At 73.2% G+C, this 23,522-nt stretch carries 15 protein-coding genes; 9 read left to right on the top strand and 6 right to left on the bottom strand.

Annotated features, from left to right (window positions below; all coding sequences use genetic code 11):
- Positions 1 to 106 precede the first annotated feature (106 nt).
- Genes MXD57_RS05505 through MXD57_RS05490 form a run of 4 tightly spaced genes read left to right on the top strand, consistent with a single transcriptional unit; the run spans position 107 to position 4,918 of the window.
- Entirely contained in the window at positions 107 to 1,372 is a 1,266-nt protein-coding gene (locus MXD57_RS05505) for a polyprenyl synthetase family protein (protein WP_250400144.1), read from the top strand.
- A complete protein-coding gene (crtI, locus tag MXD57_RS05500; protein ID WP_250400143.1) occupies positions 1,369 to 2,910 on the top strand; it encodes a phytoene desaturase family protein in 1,542 nt (513 codons plus the stop codon). The genes MXD57_RS05505 and crtI overlap by 4 nt, the downstream gene beginning before the upstream one ends.
- The gene (locus MXD57_RS05495) at positions 2,907 to 3,911 is read left to right on the top strand and encodes a phytoene/squalene synthase family protein (protein ID WP_250400142.1); all 1,005 of its coding nucleotides are present in this window, start codon (positions 2,907 to 2,909) and stop codon (positions 3,909 to 3,911) included. Before crtI ends, MXD57_RS05495 begins: the two co-directional genes overlap by 4 nt.
- Entirely contained in the window at positions 3,908 to 4,918 is a 1,011-nt protein-coding gene (locus MXD57_RS05490) for a DUF5914 domain-containing protein (RefSeq protein WP_250400141.1), read from the top strand. The genes MXD57_RS05495 and MXD57_RS05490 overlap by 4 nt, the downstream gene beginning before the upstream one ends.
- A 425-nt stretch (positions 4,919 to 5,343) precedes the next feature.
- Here MXD57_RS05490 and MXD57_RS05485 read toward each other — a convergent pair whose 3' ends face one another.
- Positions 5,344 to 6,381: a MerR family transcriptional regulator gene (locus MXD57_RS05485; RefSeq protein ID WP_250400140.1), complete on the bottom strand. Its 1,038-nt coding sequence runs from the start codon at positions 6,379 to 6,381 to the stop codon at positions 5,344 to 5,346.
- Positions 6,382 to 6,620: 239 nt separating this feature from the next.
- Here MXD57_RS05485 and MXD57_RS05480 point away from each other — a divergent pair, with 239 nt between their 5' ends.
- Entirely contained in the window at positions 6,621 to 7,256 is a 636-nt protein-coding gene (locus tag MXD57_RS05480; protein ID WP_250400139.1) for an RNA polymerase sigma factor, read from the top strand.
- Between the two features lie 72 nt (positions 7,257 to 7,328).
- On the opposite strand, the gene MXD57_RS05475 is transcribed toward MXD57_RS05480, so the two are convergent.
- Positions 7,329 to 8,210 carry a DUF6424 family protein gene (locus MXD57_RS05475; RefSeq protein ID WP_250400138.1) on the bottom strand — a complete coding sequence of 294 codons (882 nt, stop codon included), beginning with the start codon at positions 8,208 to 8,210 and terminating at the stop codon, positions 7,329 to 7,331.
- A 483-nt stretch (positions 8,211 to 8,693) separates the two neighbouring features.
- On the opposite strand from MXD57_RS05475, the gene MXD57_RS05470 reads away from it, so the two are divergent.
- A complete protein-coding gene (locus tag MXD57_RS05470; protein ID WP_250400137.1) occupies positions 8,694 to 9,317 on the top strand; it encodes a lasso peptide biosynthesis B2 protein in 624 nt (207 codons plus the stop codon).
- 79 nt (positions 9,318 to 9,396) lie between these two features.
- Positions 9,397 to 11,094 (top strand): asparagine synthase-related protein, encoded by a 1,698-nt coding sequence (locus tag MXD57_RS05465; RefSeq protein WP_250400136.1) that lies wholly within the window; start codon positions 9,397 to 9,399, stop codon positions 11,092 to 11,094.
- Here MXD57_RS05465 and MXD57_RS05460 read toward each other — a convergent pair.
- From MXD57_RS05460 to MXD57_RS05445, 4 genes are all read right to left on the bottom strand, one after another.
- On the bottom strand, positions 11,081 to 12,310 hold the full coding sequence (locus MXD57_RS05460; protein ID WP_250400135.1) for a hypothetical protein: 1,230 nt from the start codon (positions 12,308 to 12,310) through the stop codon (positions 11,081 to 11,083). The genes MXD57_RS05465 and MXD57_RS05460 overlap by 14 nt on opposite strands.
- 134 nt (positions 12,311 to 12,444) lie before the next feature.
- The gene (locus MXD57_RS05455) at positions 12,445 to 13,107 is read right to left on the bottom strand and encodes a M23 family metallopeptidase (RefSeq protein ID WP_250400134.1); all 663 of its coding nucleotides are present in this window, start codon (positions 13,105 to 13,107) and stop codon (positions 12,445 to 12,447) included.
- A 23-nt stretch (positions 13,108 to 13,130) separates the two neighbouring features.
- A complete protein-coding gene (locus MXD57_RS05450; protein ID WP_250400133.1) occupies positions 13,131 to 14,654 on the bottom strand; it encodes an esterase/lipase family protein in 1,524 nt (507 codons plus the stop codon).
- Positions 14,655 to 14,744: 90 nt separating this feature from the next.
- Positions 14,745 to 15,461 carry an AfsR/SARP family transcriptional regulator gene (locus MXD57_RS05445; RefSeq protein WP_250400132.1) on the bottom strand — a complete coding sequence of 239 codons (717 nt, stop codon included), beginning with the start codon at positions 15,459 to 15,461 and terminating at the stop codon, positions 14,745 to 14,747.
- Positions 15,462 to 16,026: 565 nt separating this feature from the next.
- Between MXD57_RS05445 and MXD57_RS05440 the strand changes: the two genes are divergently transcribed.
- A complete protein-coding gene (locus tag MXD57_RS05440) occupies positions 16,027 to 18,960 on the top strand; it encodes a hypothetical protein (protein WP_250400131.1) in 2,934 nt (977 codons plus the stop codon).
- A 5-nt stretch (positions 18,961 to 18,965) separates the two neighbouring features.
- Entirely contained in the window at positions 18,966 to 23,510 is a 4,545-nt protein-coding gene (locus MXD57_RS05435; RefSeq protein ID WP_250400130.1) for a peptidoglycan-binding domain-containing protein, read from the top strand.
- Positions 23,511 to 23,522 lie beyond the last annotated feature (12 nt).

Raw genomic sequence — 23,522 nt, 5'->3', positions numbered from 1 at the left:
GCGACGGCGCCGGCACCGCGCGCGACCGGTGCCGGCACTCCTGCCGCGCGACTCGGCCGGCTCACCGACAGGTGGTCCGGCCCACCGACCGGCGAGAGGATCCGCGATGCGTTCCACCCAGGCGATCGGCCGTCTCACGGCAGACCCGCCGCGCAGGCCGCCCGCCGTGGCCGGCCCCCACGACACGGTGGAGCCGGCCCGCGCCGCCCGCGCCGTCGACGAGGACGTACCGGGTGCCGTCGGCCGGGAACTGCGCGAACTGCTCGACGACCGTCTCGCGGGCTGCCACGGGCTCGACCCGGTGTTCGCGCGCGACGTCGCCGAGCGCACCGCCCGCTTCACCCGGCGCGGCGGCCGCCGGATCCGCCCCCGACTCCTGTGGTGGTCGCTGCGCGCCTGCGGCGGCGGGGACCCGGCCCAGGTGCGCGGGGCGCTGCGGACGGCGGCTGCGCTGGAACTGCTCCAGACCTGCGCCCTGGTCCACGACGACCTGATGGACCAGGCGCCGACCCGCCGCGGCGCGCCCGCGCTGCACGCCGACGTGGCCGATCAGTACGCCGGTAGCACCCCCGGCCCCGCCGCCCGGCGGCTCGGCGCCTCCACCGCCGTGCTCGCCGGCGACCTCGCCCTGGCCTGGGCGGACGACGCCCTGTCCGGGCTGCTGCTGGACCCCGGGCTGCCACGCGACACCGCGCACCGCCTGCACGGGGTGTGGCGGGTGCTGCGCACCGAGATGGTGGCCGGCCAGTACCTCGACGTGCGCGGCCAGGCGGTGTCCTCCGGCACCCCGGCCCGGTCGATCCGGGCCGCGTGCCTCAAGAGCGCCCTGTACACGGTGGAACGGCCCCTGCAACTGGGCGCGGTGCTCGCCGGAGCCGACGACCCCACCGTGCGGACCCTGCGCCGCGCGGGACGCTGCGCGGGCCTCGCCTTCCAGTTGCGGGACGACCTCGACGACCTCTTCGCCGACCCCCGGGTCACCGGCAAGCCGTCCGGCGGCGACGTGCGCGAGGGCACACCGACCTATCCGCTGGCCGTGGCCCGGTCCCTCGCCACCGCCGCCGGCGACCACCACGCGCTCGGCGTGCTCGACCACGCGACGGGCCGCGCCGACCTCACCGAGGGCGACCTGGCGGACGTACGCGAGGTCCTCGTCGCGACCGGAGCCCGCGACCACGTCGAGGCGCGGATCGCCCGCCTCACCCGGCGCTGTCTGCGCCACCTCGGCGAAGCGTCCCTGGAACCCGGCGCGGCCGCCCGGCTGCGCGGCCTGCTGGGCGAGATCACCGGCACGCCCGGCCAGGTGCCCGAGCCCGCCGCTGCCCCGCGTGCCGCCGCCCTGGCCGCCACCGGAACGGAGGCGGCCCGGTGACCCGGACCATCACGGGACCCACGGACCACGTGGTCGTGGTCGGCGCCGGACTGGCCGGCCTGTCCGCCGCCCTGCACCTGCTCGGCGCCGGCCGCCGCGTCACCGTCGTCGAGAGCGACCCGCGGCCCGGCGGCCGGGCCGGCCGGATGGAGCTCGGCGGCTATCTCGTCGACACCGGGCCCACCGTGCTCACCATGCCGGAGATCGCCGACGAGGCCTTCGCCGCGGTCGGCACCTCACTGCGCGACCGCGTCGACCTGATCGAGCTGCACCCGGCCTACCGGGCGCGGTTCGCCGACGGCAGCACCCTCGACGTGCACACCGACGCCGAGGCGATGGAGGCGGAGGTCGAGCGGTTCGCCGGCGGCGCCGAAGCCGCGGGCTACCGCCGGCTGCGCGACTGGCTGGGCAGGCTCTACCGGGCCGAGCGGGGCCGCTTCCTCGACGCCGACTTCGACTCACCGCTGCAACTGCTCACCCCCGAGCTGGTCCGGCTCGCCGCGCTCGGCGGCTTCGGCCGCTGGGAGGCGCAGGTCGCCCGCCACGTGCGGGACGAGCGGCTGCGCCGCGTCTTCTCCTTCCAGGCCCTGTACGCCGGTGTCCCGCCCGAGCGGGCGATGGCCGCCTACGCGGTGATCGCCTACATGGACACCGTCGCCGGGGTGTACTTCCCGCGCGGCGGCATGCACGCCCTGCCCCGGGCCATGGCCGAGGCGGCGGCCGGGGCCGGGGCACGGTTCCACTACGGGCAGCGGGTGACCCGCCTGGAACGCTCCGGCGAGCGGGTCACCGCCGTGGTGACCGACGACCAGCGCATCCCCTGCGACGCCGTCGTCCTCACCCCCGACCTGCCGGTGACCTACCGCCTGCTGGGCCGCGCCCCGCGCCGCCCCGCCCGACTCAGGCACGCCCCGTCGGCGGTGATCCTGCACGCCGGCTGCGACCGCACCTGGCCGGAACTGGCCCACCACACCCTCTCCTTCGGCCACGCCTGGCGGCGCACCTTCCGCGAACTCACGCACACCGGCGAGCTGATGAGCGACCCCTCCCTGCTGATCACCAGGCCCACCGCGACCGATCCCGGCCTGGCCCCGCCGGGCCGGCACCTGCACTACGTCCTCGCCCCCTGCCCCAACACCGACATCGGGCCGGGCAGCGCCGACTGGCCCGGACTCGGCGCCCGCTACCGCGACAGCCTGCTGCGCGAGCTCGACCGCCGCGGGCTCGCCGGCATCGCGTCCGCCATCGAGGAGGAGTGCCTGGTGACCCCCGCCGACTGGAGCGCGCAGGGGCACGCCGCCGGCACGCCGTTCTCCGCCGCCCACACCTTCGCCCAGACCGGCCCCTTCCGTCCGCGCAACCTGGTGCGCGGCACCGCCAACGCCGTCCTCGCCGGCTGCGGCACCACCCCCGGCGTCGGAGTACCGCCCGTACTGCTGTCCGGGAAGCTGGCCGCGGCCCGCGTCACCGGCGGCACCCGCACCCGCCCCACCGCCCGCCGGGCCCCCCGGCAGACCGTCGAAGGAGTACGGCCATGACCACCCGCGAGCTGGACGCCGCTCGCATCACCGACCCGGGACTGCGCGCCGCCTACACCCACTGCCGGGACCTCAACGCCCGGCACGGACGCACCTACTTCCTCGCCACCCGTCTGCTGCCCCCCGACCGGCGCCCCGCCGTGCACGCCCTGTACGGCTTCGCCCGCTGGGCCGACGACATCGTCGACTCGCCGGCGGACGGCTCCGGCGCCCCCGCCGGCGACGAGGCGGCCCGGCGGGCCGCCGCCCTGGACCGCCTGAGCGCCGAACTGACCCGGGGCCTGGCCGGCGGACCGAGCGCCGAGCCGGTGGTCACCGCCCTCGCCGACACCAGCGGCCGCTACGCCATCGACCCGTGTCACTTCACCGACTTCCTGGCCTCCATGCGCAGCGACCTGACGGTCACCGAGTACGCCGACTACGCGGCGCTGCGCGGCTACATGCACGGTTCGGCGGCCGTGATCGGCCTCCAGATGCTGCCCGTCCTCGGCACCGTCGTGCCGCGGGAGGAGGCCGCCCCGTACGCCGCCGAACTGGGTGTCGCCTTCCAGCTCACCAACTTCCTGCGGGACGTCGGAGAGGACCTCGACCGCGGCCGGGTCTACCTCCCGCAGGACCTGCTCGCCGCGCACGGCGTGGACCGCGAACTGCTGCGCCGCTGCCGGGACGACGGCCGCACCGGCCGCCGGGTCGTCGCGGCCCTGCGTGCCTTCGCCGACCTCACCCGCGCCGCCTACCGGCGTGCCGCGCCCGGTGTACCGATGCTCGACCCGGTCGCCCGGCCCTGCATCCGCACGGCGTTCGTGCTCTACGGCGGCATCCTGGACGCCGTCGCCGAGGACGGCTGGGCGGTACTGAACCGCCGGGCCGCGGTCTCCCGCAGGCGCCGCGCGCTGGTCGCCGCCGACGGCCTGCTGCGGGTGGCCGCGGCCCGCCTGACGGCGCGTCGCCGTTCCGCCGGCACCGTGTACTCGCCCGCACCCTGCGAGGAGGCCGCGTGACGTCCGACCGTCCGTTCCGCCGGGCCCGTCTGCCGCTGCGCCTGCGGCGCGATCCCGTCGCCTGGGAACGCCAGCGGCCGACCTGGCGCGACGCCCGGCCCGCGCTCATCGCGGACGCGCTCAAGCGGGCGCAGCAGCGGCCCAGCGGCAACTGGTACGTCGTCGGGGCCTCCCGCGACCTGGTCCGGGACCGCCCGCTCGCCCGGACCGTCGCCGGCCAGGAGGTCGTGCTGTGGCGCGACGCGCGGGGCCGTCCCGTCGCCGGTCCCGGCATCTGCCCGCACCTGGGCGCACCGCTGCGGGACAGCCCGGTGCGGTGCGGCACCCTGGTCTGCCACTGGCACGGACTCGCGCTGGACGGCGGGGCGTTCGGCGGCTGGGAGCCCTGGCCCGCGCACGACGACGGGGTACTGCTGTGGGTGCGGCTGGACGACGTCGGAGGGGAGGAACCCGCACCCCGGCCGCCGGTACCGGAGCGGCCCGCCGTGGACGGCGCGCTGACCGCCGTCTACAGCGGGCAGGGTGTCTGCGAGCCGGCCGACGTGGTCGCCAACCGCCTGGACCCCTGGCACGGCGCCTGGTTCCACCCGTACTCCTTCGTCGACCTCACCGTCGTGGACTCGCCGGGACGGGGGGAAGGCGAGGACGCCTTCACGGTCGACGTCTCCTTCAAGGTCGCCGGCCGCCTCGTCGTCCCGGTCCGCGCCGTGTTCACGGCCCCCGGGCCGCGCACGGTCGTCATGCGCATCACCGGTGGCGAAGGGGAGGGCTCGGTCGTGGAGACGCACGCGACACCGCTCGGCCCGGACGGCCGGGGCAGGCCCCGCACCGCCGTGGTGGAGGCGGTCGTGGCCACGTCCGAACGCCCCGGCTTCGCCGTCGCGCGCCGGAGCGCCCCGCTGCTGCGGCCCGTCATGCGGTTCGCGGCGGGCCGCCTCTGGCGCGACGACCTGGCCTACGCCGAACGGCGCTGGGAGTTGCGTTCCACCGGGCGCTTCCCCGGCTGACCACCTGCCGGCGGCGCCCGATCCGCAGCCCCACGGCGCCGGCGCCGGATCCGTTCCGGCACGCGGTGGCACAGGCCGGGCCGCGCGGGGGTGACGGCCGGGCAGGAGTCGGGCGTGCCGACCGGCAAGGGGCCGTGCGTGCCGGCCAGGCAGGGGCGCGCCCCGTCCCGTGCCCGCCCCCTGGCACGCACCCGGCGTGACGCCCGGCGCGTACTCCCCGCCGTGCGCACCGCCTGCCCGGCGCGGTGGGCGACGCGGGCCGCCGTGCCGCCCCGGCCCCGCGCCCCGCGCGCGGGGTCGCGCGGTACGCCCGGCCCGGTGCCGCAGGGCCACGGACGTGCACGCGGGTCCCCGACCGTGTCCCCCGCGCGGCGTCGGACACGCAGTGGACCCGGGGCCGGTGGCCCGCGGCCGGTCCGCGGCGCTCACCCCCGACCGGCGGGACGAGCGGGCCCCTCGGCGCCGTACAGGCCGCTCAGCGTCCGCACCGCGTCCCGGAGGCCACCGCAGCGCGGGAAGTCGCCGGCCGCCCTGCGGTCCCAGCCCGGCCCCGCCGGCAGTACGAAGGGCCGTCTGCGGGCGCCGGCCGAACCCCACTGCAGTCCCGCCACGTGCCGGGCCAGCGGCCCGGAGGCCGTCGACCGGGTCTGCGCCCAGAGCACGACGGCGACCGGACCGGTGCGCCGGACACAGGCCAGCAGGGCCTCCACCGGCACGGCGGCGCCCAGCATGCGGGTGGGCACGCCCTGCTCGGCCAGCGCCGCCTCCAGCGCCTCCAGCGGCAGCGAGTGCTGCTCGCCGGGCGCGCAGGCCAGTACCACCGGCTCGGTACCGGTGGCATCCACCGGACGCGGCAGCACCAGCGGCGCACGGCGCAGCGCGGTGGAGATCTGCCAGGACAGCAGGTGCTCCACCTCCACGTAACGGTCGCCGGAGGACTCCCACTTGCGGCCCACCGCCCGCAGCGTGGGCACCATCACCTCCTCCCAGGCCGTCGTCAGCCCGTGCTGCCTGACCGCGTCCAGCAGGCGGTTCTCCAGCTCGGGCGCGTCCAGCCGCACCGCCGCCCGGGCCAGCCCCCGGCACTCCTGGCGTACGTCGCCGAGCGGAAGCCCACCGCCGGCGCCCCCACGTCGGACGGACGTCCCCGGTGGCTGGGCCGGCGGCGGGCCGGCGGACCCGACGGCCGGGGCCGTCCGGGAGGCAGCCCCTTCGCCGTGCGTGGAGCGGGCCACCCGAGCGGCCTCGGCCGGGGCGACGCCCGCCGCCGCCAGCCGGCACATCTCCTCGACCATCGCCACGTCCCGCGGACTCCATCGCCGGTGCCGCCCCTGCGACCGGGAGGCGGGCCCCAGCCCGTAGCGGCGGTCCCAGGAGCGCAGCGTCGTGGGGGAGACGCCCAGGCGGCGGGCCACCGCGCCCGTGGTCAGCCCGGCCGCCTCCGCCACCTCCGTGTCGTCCATGACCGCCGGCCCCGTCGCTCCGAGGGCCCGTGGGCCCGTTCCTCCCGCTTCCGCCACGGTTCCCAGGCTACTCGATGCGATATCGATGCGAGTTGTGAGGGCCGAGGCGTCCGGCGCAGGCTGGACATCCGGACGGCGCAGGACCCGGACACGGTGGACAACCGGGGCCGGGCCGTCGGCCAAAGGGGCGTCCCGGGACACCGGCGGCGCACACCGGGCTCACGAGGAGAGACGTGGTCATGGACTGTACCGCCGCCGGAACGGGCTCCGTCGTCACCGCCGGGCCCCGCCCCGCCCACCCCTCACCGGCGGCCGGGGACGGCCTCACCCCGGCCGCCGACGACGCGTCCTGGTACGAGATCCACCGCCGGTGGGGCGGGCTGGTCCACGGACTGGCCCAGCAGGCGCTCGGCGACGCGCGGGACGCCGAGGACGTGGCCCAGCAGGTGTTCGCCGACGCCTGGCGAGGCCGGCACGGGTACACGCCGGAGCGCGGGACGCCGGCCGCCTGGCTGGTGGGCATCACCCGGCGCAAGGTGGCCGACGCGATGGCAGCCCGCGCCCGCCGCGCGCGCCTCGTCGCGGCGGCCGCGGAACAGCCTCCGGCCCAGAGCCGCGACGACACCGGCGAGCCGGAGGCCGCGCTGGACCGTATGGTCGTCGGCCGGGCCCTGCGGCAGCTCAGCACCCCGCAGCGCCAGGTGCTGCACCTGGCCTACTACGAGGACCTGACGCAGACCCAGATCGCCCGCGTCACCGGCTGGCCGCTGGGCACGGTCAAGAGCCACACCCGCCGCGGACTCGACCGACTGCGGCACTGTCTGGAGGACGAGGGCATCGCCGACGCCGGGCGCGCACAAGCGATGCGAGTGTGACGAGGCATCGGCTCGGGCACCGGCCGGGCAGTGGGACCGACTGCCCGAAGCGGTCTCAGGGTGAGCGGCCCGTCAACCGGTGGTGTGGCGGCCGACCCGTCGGGCGCGGGGCGACAGTGGACCGGAGGCCGTACGCCGGCCCGGAGGGACCTGCTGGGCGAACGCCTGCAGGGCCACGTCGCTGTCGGCCGGCAGAACGGCCATCAGCCCACGGTCCTGAGCCTCCGTCACCACGGGGGCGGCCACGCTTCCCTCGGGCACGAAGGACAGCCTGACGTGCCCGTCCCCCGAGCCTCGCCGGTCCACCGGTGCGACCGCGCCGTGGGTGCCGTCGGGCAGGGTCACCCACAGCTGGAAGTCGTCGTACCGGATGAAGTCCGCTCCCTTGACCGGCCAGGGGTAGTGGTGCTCGCCGGGCACACCGGGCAGGACGCCCTGGTGGTTGCCGTGGCTCAGGGGCACGCAGGAGTTGAACAGCGAGTCCGTCCACGCCTCGACGGCGTCGGCGTCCTCGATGGGCGTGCGCAACAGGTCCTCGGCCCGCTCGTAGCCCAGTTCCGCGAGGGCGGGCAGCGTGAGCGGGAAGGCGTCGACCAGTTCGGCGGCGTTCTGCCGGAGCCGGTCGACCTTCGCCGGATCGGCGCAGAACTGCATGCTCCACTCGATGCCGACCCGAGCGCGGTACATGAGCCACCCGCGGGTCCCCTTGACCCACAGGCTGCCGCCGTGGTGCATCTCCCACCGCTCGGCGCTCGCCGGCCCCAATCTCGCCTCCAGGGGCCGGGGCCCGTAGGGCAGGTCGGCGTCGTCCACGGCGTGGAGGATCTTGCGGGCCGTCGCTTTCGCGGCCCGGAAGTGTGACGACTCAGAGCGCTTCGGATGCTCGACGAGGCGGATCTTCCACGGATGGTTCTCCGATTCGACGCCGCCCAGCCGGATTTCGGGCTGGCCCATCGCTGATCTCCCTGGCTCGGCCTCGTGGCCGCCCCCGGCTCGCGGGGGCGGAGCCCCCCTGATCCATCCCCGGGATCGTTCCTCCGGTCCCTCCCGATCCCTGTCCCCTCGTTCCCTGTCCCCTCGTTCCATCGTGCTCCGCTGACCGGCAGGTGGCGAGCCCAGCGCGCCACCGGTCGCACCGGGACTCAACACGGCTTCCTCATCCTCCGGTTGACGACTCGTCGCCTCGGCTTCCCTACGGCCGCGCACCGGCTCCTGATCCGGTTGCGGGGCATTCCGCGCGGAGTAGTGTGGGAGTTGATCGGTCCTGCCTGATTCTGGAGGTGGGCGATGTTTCTCCGATTCCTGCGGCGCCGTAGGCCGCTCCGGCTGGTCCTTCTCGGCAACGGCCGTCTTGTCCGGGGCTTCAGCGGCGGAATGTACGACGGTCACGGCTACCAGCCCTGACACCGTCAGCGGTTGACTCCTGGAGGCAGTGCGGTGACAGAGGACGCCCAGGCCCTGACATCCGTGGCACGGCTGCTGTCACCGCACTGCCGTGTCACCGGGCTGTCCGACGGAGCGCTCATCGCGGACTGGAAGCGGACGCGCTTCCTCGGTATGGCGGCGGCGGACGTCCTGAACCTGGTCGAGGGAAGCCCCGAGGAACGCGCCGAACTCGTCGGCTCCCTGAGAAGCGCCGGGTGCGCGACGGCTCGCCGGACGCCGCCGGCGGACTCGGGCGTCGGGATCTGGTTGCGCGGAGCGCACCTGCTGATCCGGACCGCGGGATTCGGGCGCGTCCTCCGGCTGCTGGCGCTGGCCGCGCCGGGCTACGCCCGCGCGGACGCCCCCTCCGCCGACGAGGTCGGACGGCTGAAACAGGCGGTGCGGACACACAGCCGTGGGAGCTGGCTCGTCAACGGCGACTGCAAGTCCGAGGCGGTGACGTCCTTCGTCCTGTTGCGGCGGTGCGGCTTCGATGCCGTCCTGCACGTCGGTGTGCGCGAGCATCCGTTCGCCATGCACGCGTGGACGGAGTCGGCGGGCCTGTGCATCCCCGACTCCGATCCGCGCGGGCACTCCTTCACGTCGGTGCTCGCCATCGACTGCTGGGGACGCTGACGTGGACGCGCTCCGCCTCGACTGGGCCGGCGGCGCACCGAGACTTCGGACAGTCGGCACCACGACGTGCCGGGGACTCGTGACGACGGTCTCCTCGCCGGCCGGCACGGCCGCCGTCGTGGGCTGGGTGGGTTCGGCCCGCGACCGGGAACGGGGTGCGCGCCGCCTCCTCGACGCGCTGGGCCGGCCGGGAGCCGCGCCGCCCCTGCCACCCGGCGACTACGCGGCCGTCCTGGTGTACGGCGACCGCGTCCTGCTGTTGCGCGACGGGCAGGCACGGGTCCCGCTGTTCTTCAGCGAGTACGGCGGCCGCGTGACCGCCGCGAGCACATCGGCGGGCAGCCTCGGGAGCGCCACCGGGCTCGACCTCCGCTACTTCTGCCGATACCTCACCGGAAACCTGGCGCAGCCGCACACGGACCTCACCCCCTTCACCGGGGTCCACCGCGTCCTGGGCGGAGAGGTCGTGGAGGTCTCCCGTACCGGCCGGATGCGCGGCCGGACACCGACGTGTGTCCGCCGGGTGACCGGGCCGCCCGAGCGGGCAGCCGACGGGCCCACCCGCGTCCGGGCCGCGCGGGAGCTCCGGCTGGCGCTGGAGAACGCAGTCCGGAGCCGCATGGGCACCATGACGGCATGCCACGTCTCGGGTGGCACCGACTCCACCAGCGTCGCACTGCTGGCCGCACGTCTGCTGGCCGGGGAACGCGGCGACCCCGGGGAACTGGTGCTGCTCGCCGGGCGATTCACCCACGGCGAGCTGGCCTCGGAACGCCCCTACCTGAACCTCGCGGTGGCGCGGATCCGCAGCCTGGCGCCCTCGGCCCGCCCGCTGATCGTCGACACCGACGGCGTGGCCGACTTCGACGACTTCGAGCACCACGCGGGAGACGCCGACGAGCCGCATCGGCACGCCTTCCGCGCCCCCTTCTGGAGCAGGCTCCACACCGCCGCCGCCGAGCTGGGGTGCGACACCCTCCTCACCGGTTGCGGGGCCGACCCGGTCGCGGACGCCAACCCGTACGTCCTGCACAGGCTGGCCCGCACGGGCCGGCTCCGGCAGATGACCCGGCAAGCACGGTCGTGGGCCGCGGGAAGCGGGCGGGGCCTGCGGGACGTGGTCCACGCCTACGTGGTCCAGCCGGCACTTCCGCTCGCGACCGAACGGGCCACCGCCCTGGCAGGCGGCGGCACGGTGCTGGGCGGACTCGGCGCCTTCAACCGCCCCGGATGGCTGCGGCCCGGGTTCGCGCGGGCCCACGGCTACCGGGAGGCCGGCATCGCGGAGAGCCGCTTCGTGTTCGGCGGCAGACCGGAGCAGTCGCTGTACGCCGCCGCCAACTACTCCGCCGCCCCCGACCCGCTGTCCTGGCAGCGGGCGGCACGGGACGGGTTCCTCCTCTCGCACCCCTTCCTCGACCCGGACGTCATCGCCACGATGAGCGGCCTGCCCGCCTCGGTCGCCTTCGAGCCGGGCCGACCCAAGGCCGTTCTGCGCGCGGCCATGGCGGATCTGCTGCCCGCCCCGCTCGCCGACCGGACGGTCAAGGTCCCCTTCGACGACCTCTACGCCCGCGGCCTGCGGGCACACGGCGACGAACTCATCACCCTGTGCCGTTCCGCCCGCCATCCGCTGGTACCCGAGATGTTCGACGTGGAGACACTGTGCCGCGCCGTCGCGGAGGCCCGGCTCGGCACGGGGGACGCGTACTCCTGGGACCGGCTGAACGGTTCCCTCGCCCTGGTGGCCTGGCTTGAGCGGCTCAGCGCCTCTTGATGTCCCACAGGGTGCGCTCGACAGGGCCCGCGGCGATGTCGGTGAGACCGTACCGGCTCACCAGTTCCCGTTGCTCCTGCCCGGAGATCTTTTCGTCCCTGCCCGCCCCCTCCCGTGTGACACTCGTCTGCACACCCGCGCCGTGGGGGCCGAACGTCCAGTAGACGAAGACGAAGCGAGGATCCCTGGTGTTCTCGTCGATCGCGTTGTTCTCGTGCACCCGGGCACGGTAGACGAGGGAGTCGAGGCCGCTCTTCTGCTGCTCCTTCACCCATGACGCGACGTCACCACCACGCCAGGAGGCCGCCACGAAGTTGATCGGTGGGTCCAGCACGATCTGGTCCTTGCGCGCGAGTTTCGCGGTGGCGTAGAAGGCCATCTGGTCGTAGGGCGTGTCCACGGGGACTTGCACCACCATGCGGGTGGTGAAGGAGTCACCGGGCTCGATCCAGTCGCCGGGCAGTATCCAGGGTTTCGCCTCCATCAGTTCGCCGGGCTGGCGAATCTCCCTGCGGGAGAGCGGGTTGATCTCCCCCGAGGACCTGGCCCACTGCTGGGCGTCGCTCCGCCACTCGTCGCGCAGACGGTCCCTGAGGCTCAGCCTCACCCGTTCCCCCATGGCGTGGAATTCGGTGCCGAGCACGTAGAAGCCCACATCGGCGGGGTTCTGGATCGTGATGTCGATCGGTACGGCGAACGCCTTGCGGTCCTTGCTCGGCAGGGCCTTCCCCACGGACAACGTGATGAGAGGCCTGACCTGGTGCCGGTTCGGTAGATAGAGGTTCTGGTAGGCGAAGTTGGCTACGGCGAGGACCGAGGAGACGACCAGGGCAGCGGCCATTCGCTTCGGTGCGGGGATCGTGACCGACGTCCGCCACACGGCGAAGACGGCCCACGCCGACCCTGCCACCAGTGCGCCGAAGAGCGCCTGGAAGGTCACCGAATCGCCGCTCCGCAGCGTCCTGAGCAGGAGCATGGCGTTGGCCATGAGCGCAGCGAACACGCCGATCAGCACGACCAGCCCGGAGTACTGGAAGCCGTGCCGGACCCAGTGATCCAGGACCGCGCCCGCGGCAATGAGCGCGCTGAAGGCGACCGCGATGAGGACGGCACCGGTGAGGCGGCCGGGGAACGTCAGGGCATGGATGAAACAACCGAGGCCGAACCAGCTCAGCAGCACCGTCGTCCCGAGCAGCACCAGCAGAATCACTGCCACGCTCAGCCGGGACCGCCAGGTGTTCAGCGAGGGCCGTCGCACTTTGGGATTGGGTCGCAAGCCGGTGTGCTGCCTGTCGGGTGTCCGCACGGCGATCTCCTCCTGGGGCGTGGGACCTGCCCGCTTCGCGCGGTTCACCAGGTGGGTTCCCCGACCATGCCGTAGGCCCAGTGAGAGCCCTTCGACATCTCGAAGTGCAGGTGCGGTCCGGTGGCGTTGCCCGTGGCACCGACTCCGCCGAGTCGCTGCCCGGCGGTGACCTTCTGGCCGTCGCGCACCTGCCGCTGGGACAGGTGGCAGTAGGTGTACACGTGCCCGTTGTCGGCGCTCAGGCCGATCCACTGGCCGTACGCCCCGCCCCTGCTGTTCGACCAGGCGATGGTCCCGTCCCGGACGGCGACCACGGGGGTGCCCGTCGGCGCGGCGAAGTCCTCCCCCGTATGGCGGCTGAGGCCGTCCGGCTTCCAGGCGTAGGGACCGCGGGCGTAGAAGGGAAAGGTGACGCTGTGCCCGGGCACCGGGGAGGGGACCCGCCCGCCCCCGGTGCCCGGGCGGTCGACGGTGAAGCCGGCCCGCCGGCCGAGTGCGCTCAGGGAGCGGTAGCCGGCGACGCCGTCGGCGTCGGCTCCGGTGAAGCCCTGGGCGAGCTGTTCGGCGCGGTAGGCGGCGCGGGTCTGTTCGCCGAAGAATCCGGTGGGGCCGCCTGGGATCCGGTGACCCTGCGCGATCAGGGCCCGTTGCACGGTGCGGACGTCGTCATTGCTCGCGCCGAACCGGACGTTGGACAGTGAGACCATCGAGGTTCGTTCCTTTCGGGGCGTCAGCGCCAGGGGGTCACGGTCAGCCGTATCCGCGCGTCCTCCCCGAGGATCGGTGCCGCGGTGGCGGGCAGCGGGATGCGGCCGACCCAGGTACCGGGGGCGGGTTCCTCGTCGTGGAGGGCGTGGCCGTCGGGCCGGTAGGCGCTGATCGGGCCGGTGAGATCGGAGTTCCAGGTGGCCGTGAGCGCGGGTGCCCGATCGGTGGGGTCGGCGCGGACGTCGATCACGAGGGTGTCGTCGAAGTCGGCGGTCTGCTCCAGGTGGTCGTCGAAGCTCAGCAGCCCGTCCCGGCGCCGCAGCGACAGGATCCGCAGATGCATCGCGTACCGCATGGTGCCGGTCTCGTCCGGCCGCAGACCGCTGCAGAGGAACGTGTCCACCAGGGGGACCGTCGCCTCGTCGCCCGGGGAGCCGTCCGTGCCGCCGCCGGGGAGCTGGACGGGGCACCAGTGGGCGCTCGTCCGCTCATGGGTGACGATCTGCAGGCCGCGGACCGACAACCGGACCTCGGCCTGCCACACCGTGTCGGCCCGCCGCGGCAGCCTGGCCCCGATGAGCGCTGCCTCGGCCCGGCGGTCCCCGAACAGGAAGCGCCGCAGGTTCTGGTAGCCCTCCTCGGAGTTGACCAGTCCGTAGCGCCCGCTGTGACTGCGGTGCACGTACGCCTGGTGCGCGCCCGGGACGTACGCATTGTCGATCCGCACCAGACCGTCGCTGCGCGGACCGACCGTGGCCGCGGACAGGCCAAGGGCCACCTCGTAGTCGGTAGGGTCGGTGCCGACCAGGCAGAAGACCCGCTCCCGGGGGAAGGGGAACTGCCCTTCCTCCGGCATCGCGCGGGCGTCCCAGGCCGGCGGCGGACCGTCGGGGTCCGTCTGCGACTTCGGTGTCAGGTACTCGTACATCCGCTCGCGCCCGAAGATCTCCGCGCCGTTGACACCGGTGAGGTCCCGCAGCCTCTCCAACAGGCCGAAGCCGACGTCGAACACTATGCCGCCGTGCGGAGTGCCGTACGTGAAGAGCTTGGCCACGCAGTCGTCCGGATCGCGGCCGAGGTCCGGGAGGATCTTCTGGATCAGGCAGCGGCACACCAGCCCGCCCATGGAGTGGGCGACCAGATGCACCCGCGCCGCTCCGGACTTCTCCCTGACCGTGTCGATCAGCCGCAGCAGGTCCGCCGCGGCAGTCTCCAGCCGGAACTCCCGGGGGCGAGCGCCCCAGGTGCTCGCGGACGGGTCGTAGAAACGGTGGATCCAGAGGGTGTCCGGCGGGATCGTGTCATGACCGGCGAGATAGCGGGCCTGGCCGCCGTCGACGAGGATCCGATAGCCCTCGTCCAGGTGCAGCCGCAGCAGGGGGCTCTCGAACTCGTAGAAGCACGGAGCGTCGTCCGCCCCGATACGGATGTGCGTGGAGCCCTCGTTGAACCCGTAGAACGGGTCCGCCACCGCCTTGTCGATCGCGGAGGCGCCACCGGCGTATCCGCGGACATAGACGATCGGCAGTTTCGGGGTCGGTGTCATGCGTCCTCCAGGCGGTCGCCAGGGACGGGCTGCCTCGAAGGCACCCCGTCGAGACTACGGACGGGCCGTCAGCCCGACGTCAAGCCGGCGTCAACGACCCGGGGGGAAGCAGCCGCGGCCGACCAGCATCCGTGTGAACCGAGGGGAGGGCTCGACTCTCAGCTCGTCCCACAGCAGGCGCCGGAAGGACCGGTAGTGACGCACCGCTTCGATGAGATTGCCTTCCGCGAGGTGCGCGGCGACGGCGGCCCGGTGCGCGCTCTCCCGGAGCGGCTCGGCGCACACGCTCTCCCACGCCGCCTCCAGGGCGAGTGCCGGCCGTCCCTCGTGAACCAGCGCCTCGGCCAGCGTGTCGAGGGCGTGCAGCCGCAACTGTCGCAGTCGTTCGCGTTCCAGCAGTACCCACTCCTCGTCCCAGCCGGGCAGCAGGTCCTCTCTTCCCAGCAGCCCTGGAGGGAGCCGTCCGCCGAGGGGTGGGCCACCGCCCTGGACCACGGTGCGGGCCGTCTCGGTGAGGGCGTGCACGTCGACGTGCAGGGTCTCGGCGGTGACGAGCGCGTCCCCGCAGCACCGGATCAGCGGCTGATCACCGCGCGGGAGCTTCCACAGGGCGGTGCGCAGGCTGCCCCGGGCGTGGTCCTCGGTGACCTCGGGCCACAGCGTTCCGGCGAGGACCGTGCGGGACACCCCTCCGCGCAGTGCCACGAAGGCCAGCAGGCGCTGACCGTTGTGGCACAACTCCACCGGCCCGGCGTCGCACTCCAGGCGGAAGTGGCCGAGCAACCGCAGTTCGGACGGGGAAGACACCTTGCGCCTCTCGTCCTCAGTCTCGGCCGGTACGGACGGGCGCCGCAACTTCGTGAACGGCGCAGGGCCGCCTCGGCTGACGGGACGTCATATCTATTTGAAGCGTCACTGGTTGACTGTGAAACCTACTACCGCGGTGGTCCCGCTCCAGTGGCAGGGAGACGCCGCCGGGGTGAAAATCGTGGGAGAGGTGAGCCGCGCCGTCGCGCGCCGCCCTTGATTCACACGACCTCGTAGATCGTCATCTCGAACTCGAACGAGGCGTTCGCCCATGGCTCTCCACACGACGCTTCCCGTGGTCTTGAAGCTCTGCCACGACCTCCGCGACCATGCCGCCCAAGGCCGCCAGGGCCTTCAGGGCCGTCAAGGTGATCACGGCGGTGGTGGCGCCTTCCGCGGTGGCTCGGGCCGGGGCAGGCGCTCCGGCGGCGACCGGGACCCCGACAGCGGGCGGGAGCCCCGCGGGGACGGGCCCGGTGGCCCTCGCGACAGGCGCCCGGACCCCGGTCCGGCACGCACCGAGGACAGTGCCGAGGGGCCGTTCCGGGTGGTGCGGCCGGCGGACATGCTCGTCGTCGACATCAGCCTGATCAACCTGCGCAGGGACGGCTCTCGTCTGGTGCCGCGGATTCCCGGTACCCCGGCATTCGTTCTGGCCGTGCTGCCACCGCAGCACGTCATGGAGCAGGCCTTCCCGGCGGCCACCCCGGCCCCGTCGGCCTCGGTCACGGCCCGCACCGCCGGCCCGACGACGCTGTCGTTCTCGGTGCCGGCAGACCCGAACGGTCTGGACCTCTCGCTGGAGGCGTTGCTCGACTGGAACCGACTCGTGCCGTTGTCGGACCTGACCGGCCTGCGCGCCGGTGCCGCGGGGGCGACGGGCTTCCAGGGAGTTCCCGGAAGCGTCCTCGAATTTCCCACCCGGTTGCTGATCACCTACGACGGGCCGGTGGACTGGCTGACCAGACCGGCACCTCATCGGGCCGACGGGCGCACCGCGTTGTGGCACGCGCGGCTGCGGTCGACCCGGGGTGGGGACGTGCTGCTGCGGGCCTTCGCCACCGTGCCGGACCGGAGTCCGCACCTCGGGATCGGCTCCCTCGGCGACAGGCAGCGGGAGGACATCGTCACCCTCACCAGCCGCGCCGAACTCGTGCCACCGACCGGTCCCCCCATCCAGGTCCCCAGCGAGCCGCTGCACTCGGAACAGTTCATCGTCACGCCGCTCGGCGCGTCCGCCCATCTGCACGGTGCCTGGGAGGCACCGCTCGCAGGCGACGTGCAACGCTACCCCGCGGCCGGGCGGCACTGCCCCGATCTTGAGATGTACGACCACATCACGGGACTGGGACGCGACCAGTACGTGCGCGTCGTCACCCGCGGCCGCCTGTGCACCAAGCACCGTGCCTCACACGTTGCGGAGTTCCGGCGGGTGTTCGCCGCGGACCCGCACGGCGGAATCGTCGCCTACCTGCGACGGGAGGACCGCATTATCGTCAAGGAGCCGGAGGTCGCGTACGAAGCGGGCGACTACCCGCACGGGGGGCGGGAGATGCCCTTCACCACCCTGCGCGTCACCGATCGCGTCACGCCGCTGATCATGCCGCCGGCCACGGCTTCGAAGCAGCCTGATCCGGACGCGCCGCTCGTCGACGACGTCGCCTTCTGGGTGAGGCTCGCCGGCGGCGGGCAGGACTACCAGTTCACGCTGATCGGCACGGACCACGAGGGCAGGAAGGTCGGCCTCAGGATGCCGCTGATCTACGTGCCCGACGGACAGCTCGTCGACCCGGACGCGCCCCTGCCGAACGGCGAGCACCGGCCCATCGGCACCGAGCAACTGGTGGCGAGACTGCTCGGGGAGAAGCCCGATGGCCTGAAGGGCGAACTGGACGGCCAGGTGATGGCCATGGCCGCGCCACCCGTGGGCGCGCCCGGCAGCACCAGCCATCCGGTCGACGACCTGACCTTCGACCTCCGCAGGGTGGGTACGCCCTACGTGCGGAAGGCGAACGTACGCGTCCCCGCCGTCGAGCAGTTCACCGGCGATGGCGGTTACCGAGCGGTCAAGTTCAACCCCACCTACCTCGAGCGGACCATGGAGGGCCACCCGGCGGGCGCCTACCTCGATCTCGAGACCCCGGTCCCGGTCGCCTTCGGGGCCGAGCAGGCCGGTGGCGTCGCCAGCCCCAGGAGCGAACTGCAGTTGATCACGGCCCAGGCGGGTGTCGTCCCCGACGTCTACCGGGCGGGCGAGGACATCGGGGACATCAGGAAGCTGTTCGCGGGAGCCCGACTGCTCGGCACGGTTCCCCTGGACGTGTTCCTGCAGGACGTCCCCCACGCCGGAACGGTGCAGAACCTGGACGATGAGCGGATCGACAGCATCCTCGGTGCCACGGACGCCGTGCTGTCGGCACCGGTTCTGCGTGTCCGTGACCTGCCGGACGTCCAGGGCAAGGAGTTGCGCTACGTGTGGAAGACCAGACTCGGCCGCAGACCGGATCCGGAGCCCGGCACGTCGCCGCTGCCGGTCATCGTGGAGAACTCCACGCTGACGCTGGACGCCCGGACGATCCGCGCGCAGGGCAGCGCCGACACGTCCACCGTGCGGGGCACGCTGACCGACTTCGCACTGGACTTCCTCGACATCGCCCAAGTGCACTTCGACGAGCTGACGTTCAGGACCGGACCGGGCAAGAAGCCCGAGGTCACGGCCGACGGCGTGAGGCTGAGCTTCGAGAACGACCTGGAGTTCATCAACACCCTGCGCAGCGCCCTGCCCGCCGATGTCTTCGGCTCGGGCGCCTACGTGGACGTCGACGGGACCGGTGTCCGGGCGGGCTACAGGTTCGCGGTACCGACCCTTCCGATCGGTGTCTTCACGCTCTCCAACCTCTCGCTGGCCGCCGAAGTGAGGATCCCTTTCGACTACGACCAGCCCGTCTCGTTCAGCTTCTCCGTCGCCGAGCCGCAGCATCCCTTCCACGTCACCGTGTCCCTTCTGGGGGGCGGCGGCTACTTCACCATGGAGGTCGACACCACCGGCCCACGGCGCATAGAGGGCGCGATCGAGTTCGGTGGCGCCGCCGCACTGGACCTCGGGGTCGCGAGCGGCGGGGTCTCCATCATGGCCGGCATTCTCTTCACGCTCGAGACGGGCAGGCCGCAGCAGGGGGACACACCGGCCACGCAGGACAGGGTCTCGCTCACCGGCTACCTGCGCTGCAGCGGCTTCCTCTGCGTGCTGGGCATCGTCACGGTCTCCGTCGAGTTCAACCTCGAGCTCCGCTACGAGAAACACGGACACCAATCAGTGGTCCGCGGCCGGGGCACGCTCACCGTCAGCGTGCGGATCGCCTTCTTCAGCAAGTCCGTGACGCTCGAACTCGAACGGAGCTTCTCCGGCGCCCCGGGTGACCCGTCCTTCGCGGACTGCGTCCCGCTGGAGCACTGGCGCGATTTCTGCGGGGCCTACGCCCCCCAAGCCGACGGGTGATGCCCATGCCCCTCGAACAGCACATCAACTGGACGGTCCTCCCGGCGGGGCTTACGCAGGACGGTACCCGGGCACAGGTGTCGGTGTTCGTGACGCCGCGGCTCTACCCGGAAGAGGGGCCGAACCCGACGCTGAGCGGCTTCAGGGACTTCCACGACTGGCCGCACACGGTCATGTCCGCCACCTTCGTGTTCGCCACCACCAGTGACCCCAAGGCCACGCCCGTGCCCTTCACCGATCCGCTCCGGCCACAGCTCCCGGAACCGAACTCGAACCTGTGGACGAGCCTTTTCGACGGCGGCACCCGGCTCGATCCCTACCCCGACCCGCCCGAGCAGCACTTGACCAGCTACTCGGCTCAAGGGGTCCGCACGTACACCAGAGACGTCTACGCCGCGGCGGCGAGAGACCACTCGCAGGCCCCGCCTGCGACAAGGGAACTGCTGCGCTCACGGTCCACGCTCCTCGCCGGGCCCCAGGCGAGGAGCCACGCCGAGGGCGGGCCTGACGCCACCGATGCCGACGCGGTACCTCCGCAACTGCGGGCGCTGCACGCGTTCTTCCTCCCCTCGACGGCTGCCGGACCCGCGGCCCGGCTGGAGACAGCGGTGGCCGCGGAGTCCCCGTTCGGTGAACCGCCCGCGGCCGGTACCGAGGAGCAACCCGGGCCACCCTCCCCGCCGTGTCCCGACTTCCACACGATGCTCGGCTCACTCGGCGACCACCCCGTGCTGCTCCAGCACCTCGGACTGGTCCTGACCTTCGAGGTGCCGGGGCTGCCCATGTCCGACGGCGAGCGGTTGCTGACGGTCGTCCCCCACTGGGTCTCGGCACTGGCCCCCCACTCGTACGACGTCGCCTGCCTCACCCGCTACTACTTCGGCGCGGATCCCCTCTCGCCGCGTCCGGACGATCCCGGCCGTCGTGTCTTTCTCGCCGCGCAGCCACCTCCCGACGACGACCCGCCCACGGCTCGGACAGCACTGTCGGCGCCCTCCCGGGGTCTGGAGGAGTTCACGACGAACTTCTCCCTGGAACAGGCGGACGTCGATGGCGCCGCGCTCAAGATGGTGGGGGTGTCCAAGGACGCCACAGGGCTGTCCCCGATGCGCAACCCCGGTATCTCCCTGGTCCGGGACGGGCGTATGAACGCCCTGCAGCCGGAGTTGGCCAAGGCGGGCTCCCAGAACGAGCTGCTCCGGGTCGTGGTCGCCCACCAGAAGGAGCAGGACGGCCGGGCTCCCCGGAACCTCGGGAGTCCCGACACCCCCGAAGACCGGCCGACCCCGCCCGTGCTGGCCGCGCGGGACCTGGTCCGCGGTCACCGCATGGACGTCTGGGACGAGCAGCGGAACGCCTGGTTCTCGCTGCACGCGAGAGACGTGGAGTACCGGAAACCTCGCGGTGGGCCGCTCCTGCTGACGGTCTCCGACGAGGGCTTCTTCCAGACCCACGCGGTCTCCCCGCCGAACGTTTCGGCGCTGCACATACCCGAACCGGTGGCCGCCTGGCGCGGCTGGTCCTTGTCCGCTCCGTTCCCGGGCCTCGTGCTGGACACCGACGAGGGGGATCCCGACAGCCATCGGCCCCCCAACCCCCCGGTGCCGCTCAGGAGCGAGGCGCCACCGGGAGTACCGCTGGAGATCACTGTCAGGGCGGGGCGCGGTTCACTGCCGGTCCTTCGGTACCTGCACGGGTACCGGGTGCGGCTGCGTACGGTCGACCTGGCCGGCCGCGGCCTCGACCTCGAGCAGGCCGACGCCCTGATGCACCTGCCCGAAGTGGCGATCCCCGACCGGCCGCTGCTCTTCCAGCGATTCGAGGCCGTGTCGGCGCCGGCGGTGGTACCACGACTGCCGCTCGGCGAGGGGGCCTCCACCTTCCGCATGGTCATCCGCAGCACGCCGGGGGACCGGCCGCCACCGGCGGCTCCGCCCGGCCCGGTGGGGAGCGGGACGTCCATCTCGCTGGCCCATGTCCGGCCCGAACTGAGGAACGCCGACGTCGCCGTCGTCCAGAGGGCGCTCCTGGCCCTGGGCCACGACATCCCGGGCGGCGCGGACGGCTACTTCGGGAGGCTGACGAAGGGCGTCTACGCCGCGGAGCAACGCAGGCAGGGTTTCGCCGGGAGCGACGCGGACGGCATACCCGGCTGCGAGTCCCTCACGAGCCTGGGCCTCAGAGCAGGCTTCACCGTCGTCGACTGCCCCCCGAGCTCGCGGCAGCCCCCTGCCGGCGGCAGGACGGCGGAGCAGTACGCCGCGGAGTTCAATCGGTTGCCTCCGGTCGTCGAGAAGGGACACCGCCCCTACCGGGGAATCGACGAACGCCATGTGGTGGCGCCCAAGGTGGCACTGCAGTGCGTGGAATGGCACGGGCTGCTGGACGAGGCCATCGGCTCCGCCGATCCCGCCGTGCAGAACGCGGTGTACGAACTGGCCGTACGTGAGAGCGATTCCCTGGACGACCCCGGCCCGGACGTCCGTCTGGAGCCCGTCGAGTCACCGGCGGCGGACCCCGAGCACCCGGCGGTGATCGCGCTGCACACCGGCGAGCGGGTCGACATGCGTGGTCTGCCCGACCCCCTGGCCCGGGCGGCCGCCCTGTTCGATCTGCCGGGAATGCCCGCCGGTCATCCGTTCCTCGTCCCCTGGGACGGCGATGTCTGGCACCGGCCGAAGTCCTTCCGGCTGCGGCTGACCGAGGGCACCGCGCCGCCCCGCTTCGACGAGGCGTCCCGGGTGCTGACCGTGTCGCTGCCCAAGGGGGCCGTGGCCACCGTCCGGGTGTGCTCCGGCATCGACTTCGACGAGAACCTCATGGGCATGGCTTCCTGGTGCCGTGAGCCGACGACGCCGGCGGCGGGATTCGCGTCGCTGCCGGAGGAGCAGGCCGCGGCACTGCGAGCGGACGAGACGCGGAAGGCGGACCGTGCGCTGCAGCTCGCCGCGGCAGGTCGCCACTGGATGTTCACTCCCTGGCACGAGCTGACCCTCGTCCACGCGGTCGAGAAGCCCTTGAGGACCCCCGTGCTCACCCTGTTCCCGCCGAGGACCCGACGCCCGGAGAAGGCGACGGCGGAGCATCTGGCCGGCGCCATCGCGCTGGACGAGGCCAGTACGAGCCGCGTCGATCTGATCGCGGAGTGGACCGAGGTGACGGACGCGGGCCCCGAAGGACGTGCCACCCGGGAGGTGACCACGCCGGTGTTCGGACTGCTGACGGCGAGGGCGGTCCAGGCGGGCACCCCCGACGGGAAGTCCGCCGTCCTGCGGGACGGCATGCTCACCTTCAGCACCGACGCGGCCGAGCACGAGGCCGTGGACGGCGGCCCACCCCTCATCGGGAAACACGAGTTCGGCGACACCAGATACCGCATGGTGCGCTATCACCCGCTGGCGGGAAGCCGGTTCGGTGACTGCTTCCCGCCGGAATTCGCCGAACCCGGCGCGAGCGAGCTGACCGTACCGGGCGCCGCGCAGGAGTACCCGGTGCTCAGCAGCGCGGCCCCCATGGCTCCGCGGATTCTGTACTGCGTGCCCACGCTCTCCCTGGAACAGGAGCAAGGAACGTCCGGCGCCATCGTCCGACGACGGCGCGGTGGAGGCATTCGTGTGTACGTGGGCCGCCCCTGGTGGTCCTCCGGGGACGGTGAACTGCTCGGTGTGGTCCTCGGCGAGCCGCCCGGCGGTGACCCGGAGTCCCTGCGCGACGCCAAGGTCACCCTGATGGGCCGCGACCCCCTCCACAGGTCCGCACCGGTGGTGGCCCCGACCCCGGAGATGTTCACCAATGCGGTGGGGGAGCCCAAGCGGCTGGTCATCGACCACGAACTCCCCGTGATCGTCTTGGGCTTCGCCCCGCGGTTCGACGGGGACGACGAGGGCGAGGGGAACGAGACGGACGAGGCGGGCGGCAGCCACGAGGGGAACGGCCGCTGGTTCTTCGACCTGGATCTGGACACCGGCGACACCTGCCTGCCCTTCGTCCGCCTCGCCCTGGTCCGGTACCAGCCTCACTCGATCGACGGAGCCGAGATCTCCCCGGTCGTCCTCGCCGACCTGGTGCGGACCCTGCCCGACCGCGAACTCACGGTCCGGCCCGGCCCGCCGCTCAGCGTCAGTCTCACCGGGCCCTCCTGGAACCCGACCGATTCCCCGCCACCGAGGATCACCGCCACGCTGCAGCGCCGCCACGACATCATCCGCGATAAGGATCTCGGGTGGGTGACCCTCGACGACACCGCCACCCCACTCGCCTCGGCCGAGGCGGAGTCGTCCGACCGGCCCTCCTACCTCGGCCGGATCGAGGTACCGCCCGTTCGGCGCGGGGTCCGTCTGCGCCTGCTGGTCATGGAGACCGAGGGCATCCCGGCGGACGGTGCCGCCGCGTCCGCACCGGCCGGGCCGGTGATCTACTGCGACACCGTCGACCTCCCCCTCTCGTCCGACGACTGCGACGGCCGTCGGGACGACCATGACGACGACAACCACCATCACGACGACAACCGGCACGACCGTCGGGACGACCACCACGGTCACGGCCACTGAAGGAGCAGATCG

Source organism: Streptomyces cellostaticus (assembly GCF_023630175.1).
In the GTDB taxonomy this organism is placed as follows: Bacteria; Actinomycetota; Actinomycetes; order Streptomycetales; family Streptomycetaceae; genus Streptomyces; species Streptomyces cellostaticus_A.
The sequence above is the reverse complement of the archived record's forward strand: the minus strand, read 5'-3'. Positions and strand labels throughout refer to the sequence as shown.